General features: G+C 49.2%; 5 protein-coding genes. 3 read left to right on the top strand and 2 right to left on the bottom strand.

Translation table 11 applies throughout. The annotated features are described in order from the left end of the window. A partial coding sequence (locus ABW391_RS28930; RefSeq protein ID WP_353485387.1) for an AIM24 family protein occupies nt 1–378 on the top strand: 378 nt, incomplete at its 5' end. A gap of 280 nt (nt 379–658) precedes the next feature. Further along, nucleotides 659–1,021, top strand: coding sequence for a hypothetical protein (locus tag ABW391_RS28925; protein WP_353485386.1), 363 nt, complete (start codon nt 659–661; stop codon nt 1,019–1,021). 198 nt (nt 1,022–1,219) lie between these two features. On the opposite strand, the gene ABW391_RS28920 is transcribed toward ABW391_RS28925, so the two are convergent. Together ABW391_RS28920 and ABW391_RS28915 are read right to left on the bottom strand one after the other, a co-directional pair. Next, a complete protein-coding gene (locus tag ABW391_RS28920) occupies nt 1,220–1,651 on the bottom strand; it encodes a hypothetical protein (protein ID WP_353485385.1) in 432 nt (143 codons plus the stop codon). Between the two features lie 276 nt (nt 1,652–1,927). Further along, nucleotides 1,928–2,521 (bottom strand): hypothetical protein, encoded by a 594-nt coding sequence (locus ABW391_RS28915; protein WP_353485384.1) that lies wholly within the window; start codon nt 2,519–2,521, stop codon nt 1,928–1,930. A 369-nt stretch (nt 2,522–2,890) separates the two neighbouring features. Here ABW391_RS28915 and ABW391_RS28910 point away from each other — a divergent pair, with 369 nt between their 5' ends. Beyond that, complete coding sequence (locus ABW391_RS28910; RefSeq protein ID WP_353485383.1) at nt 2,891–3,277, top strand: hypothetical protein; 387 nt, start codon at nt 2,891–2,893, stop codon at nt 3,275–3,277. Nucleotides 3,278–3,362: the final 85 nt, after the last annotated feature.

Here is a 3,362-nt window from a genome sequence, read left to right as displayed (position 1 = left end):
CTGTTCGGCGGCGAAGGCTTTATCATGCAGAAGCTAGAAGGCAATGGATGGGTGTTCACGCAAATGGGCGGTACCTTGGTAGAGCGCGAGCTTGCCGCTGGCGAGGAGATCCACGTCGATACCGGCTGTTTGGCTGCATTTACACCGACGGTAGACTTCGACCTTGTCACAGCTGGAGGCGTTAAGTCTGTATTGTTTGGCGGCGAGGGTCTCTTCTTTGCCCGTCTTCGCGGGCCAGGCCATGTCTGGATCCAATCGCTTCCGTTCTCACGTCTCGCTGGACGGATGATGGCTGCAGCCGGACCGCGCGGCGGAGAAAATCGGGGAGAGGGCTCCGCACTCGGAATGCTCGGTAATTTCGTTCAAGGTAATAGCTAGCGTGCGTCTGCCAGAGCCAATATTTGCGGAGGCGTGACCGCCATTTGCAGCAATATGGCACTGGTCGCGGCAGTATTTGACCCAAGTTTCGCCTTGGCATTTCAGAGTCTATTGGGGGACGCATATGATATCATCACAAAAAACGTCAGTATCCGAAAAAAAGACTCGCGGACGCCTTAACCGACTAGCTTTTCCGGCTTTGCTGTTCGGTTTTTGTCTTGTTTTTGTTGTGCCAAGCGCGGTGGCTTACGCAGTTACGGATAATGAAAAATCGTTCCACATGGAAGCAACTCAAGGATTTGCAGACAATGTGGCGCGGCCAAGGATATTGAAAAGCTCCGTTGGAGCAGCTGACGGAAAATCGAACTGGCGTGGCAAAAAAGGTCGCTGTCTGCTCAAAATATCGGGGAAAAAATTCATCGACGGCCAGTGCTGGGTTCGCTTGGAAACGGACGGCAGCTTCCAAGTTATGTCTCTAAATGAAAGCTATATTGCTCAACTTCTCAGGCTAGACGGCGAAGCGATTGGATATTGGAACGAAACATCGGGCTCAACACACGCGCATGCAGCTTTAGGCGTGATGAACAGGTCAGGCGCATGTTGGAAGAACGGAAAAGCTGAAATTTGTGCGTGGTCTCTTTAAGGCGACGGTTAGCTCCGACAACCGACCCTTAATGACGTGGCACATGCCACGCGTGATATCGTCGCTTTGCCTAATCGATTAAGGGGCACGATATATTTGGGAAATCCCCCCATTTTCTCGATAAAACCATTCTTCCGACGCGAGCGACCAAAGTCCTACTATTCCGCCAATCACAAGGACTGGCAAGTGAGCTTTAGATTAGCTCGTTATTCCCAAGGCAGTTCGAGCTTGAGTTTCGCTTTCACTGGTATCAGCCAAGGACCAGCCCGAAGTAAGCAGTCGGGCTGTGTACTGGCGATTATAAATGAACGAGGCAATCAACTGCCAAATTCCAAACGTGAAAATGCTGAAAATCAAATGTAGTGCGGCAATGCTTATCTCGCCACGGAACAGCGGTACAAACCAGCCAAAGCAAAAATATGTCGGACTGAACCCATAATATCCGTTTTTCGTCAAACCGGATTGGGAGTGACGAACTACAACACGCTTCTGTCGATAAAAAATCAGCAGCAGAATGGGCGAAAGCATAATCAGAACGATCAGTACGATAATCAGCCAACTCCATATTGAAACACTATCCATGGTTCCCCCCATCCAGATAACTAGCTGATCAAATTGAAAGATGGTCACTGGAATGTCAAATCCATTTGTACCGGTTTGGCTCGGTCAGTTTTTGATTGTACCTGTTGCAATGCTAGCGCTGCGTCCAAGTGCAAACATTCCTTTTATATCTAAAAGGCGGCGAAATCAGACATTGGGTACGTAACTATTCGATGATGCCAGCAGATTGTAGGCGCTTCAATTGTAGCGTTAGCGATCAAGACGATCTTGGTAGATCTTCATGAATAGAGGAGCTCGGCCTATTTCCATAGACCGAGCTTATTTCTCTCAGACTGACGCCGATTATCAGTTCCAGCGATGCGAGCCATTGTAGCCGATGTCGATTACCCTGCCGCGTTCAACATAACAGGTGAACCGACCACCGTCGTGGCCGCGATTATATCCATCGCCATATCCATTCCGATTGTAACGATCGTTACTGCCATAGCCATTTTGTCCATCCAGAATGCCCTGGACGCGATAGCCGTAACGCGTGCGCTCAACGCTGCGGATTTTCGTTACGTTAGAACCGCCATAACGGCCGGACTGATTGTCAACGCGGTTGATACACTTACTGATAGCGGCGCGGCGGCTACCATAGTTGGTGTTATAGCTATAGCCGTCATTATATGAACCATCGTATTCATCTTGGTAGCTGCCCTTCTTGCCTGCGGACAAAACTGCAGCGAGGCCTCCCAAGATGACGGCACCGGCAATAACTTCACCAGCGCTAATTTTGTCGCGATCACGATAGCGACTTTGCGCTTCTGCTGGGGCAGCCGTGCTTACCAAAGCTGCCGCAGCGGCTCCTGCGCCTAACAAAACTCTAGCTAAAATCCTCATCTCCATTCTCCCAATCGCGCAGGAGATCCTGCCGATGCCGTATAAATATGCCACCATAGTTGAAATGAAACTGAACAGACTTGTAAGCTTTTGTTAATAAAATTGTCCATTTTTATGAACGAAAGTCTAAACATCAACGCATATGTAAACGTCGTTCCCCATAGTAAGCCAACGGCCCAGTTCCCACCAATTACACATATCTAGGTAATTGTTAGCGTCGAGCCCCCAACTCTAAATATTCTTCGGGTTTCTGCCTGGCAATTGCCTGTACATCCTGGCATTTCGAAGGCTGATCCCGACCCAAATATGTTCGTTCAAATCGACATAAATAATCTTTGCAATGTTATCAAATCATGGCAATGTCTGAGTGGATATACAGTTTTTATCGTTTTATTATAAAATGGCTACAGGGAAAGACAGGGTGTTATGAAACTTAACAAAGCAATTCTGAGGACGACGCTCACGGCAGTTGCGTTCAGTCTATCCTCGGCTGCGCTGGCGCAAGAAGTTGGCGACTGGGTTTTATCCCCTTGGCAGGGCAGCGTTGAATATTATCCAGGCGTGATTGAATCGCGCAGTGGCTCGGTAGTGACGGTCCGTTTCGACGATGGATCTGTTGAGACACGGCAGGCCTACAGCGTTCGTAGGTTTAATTGGCGTGCAGGAAGCCGGGTTTCCTGCCAATGGAGCGACGGCAGATGGTACCAAGCGCGAATTAACTGGATTTCGTCTGATGGCTACAACATGCAAATTCGCTACCGTAAAGATGGCTCGATCGAGAACACAACTACGGGTGATTGCCGGACACGTTAATTCGCCTGCAAGGTAAGCGACGCAGCGGTAAGGAAACCAGAGGGGCGCATATGAAACACGCAATAAAATCTGTTACCTTGGGACT

Origin of the sequence: Haliscomenobacter sp. (assembly GCF_040403615.1) — a bacterium.
Taxonomy (GTDB): domain Bacteria; phylum Bacteroidota; class Bacteroidia; order Chitinophagales; family Saprospiraceae; genus Haliscomenobacter.
The sequence above is the reverse complement of the archived record's forward strand: the minus strand, read 5'-3'. Positions and strand labels throughout refer to the sequence as shown.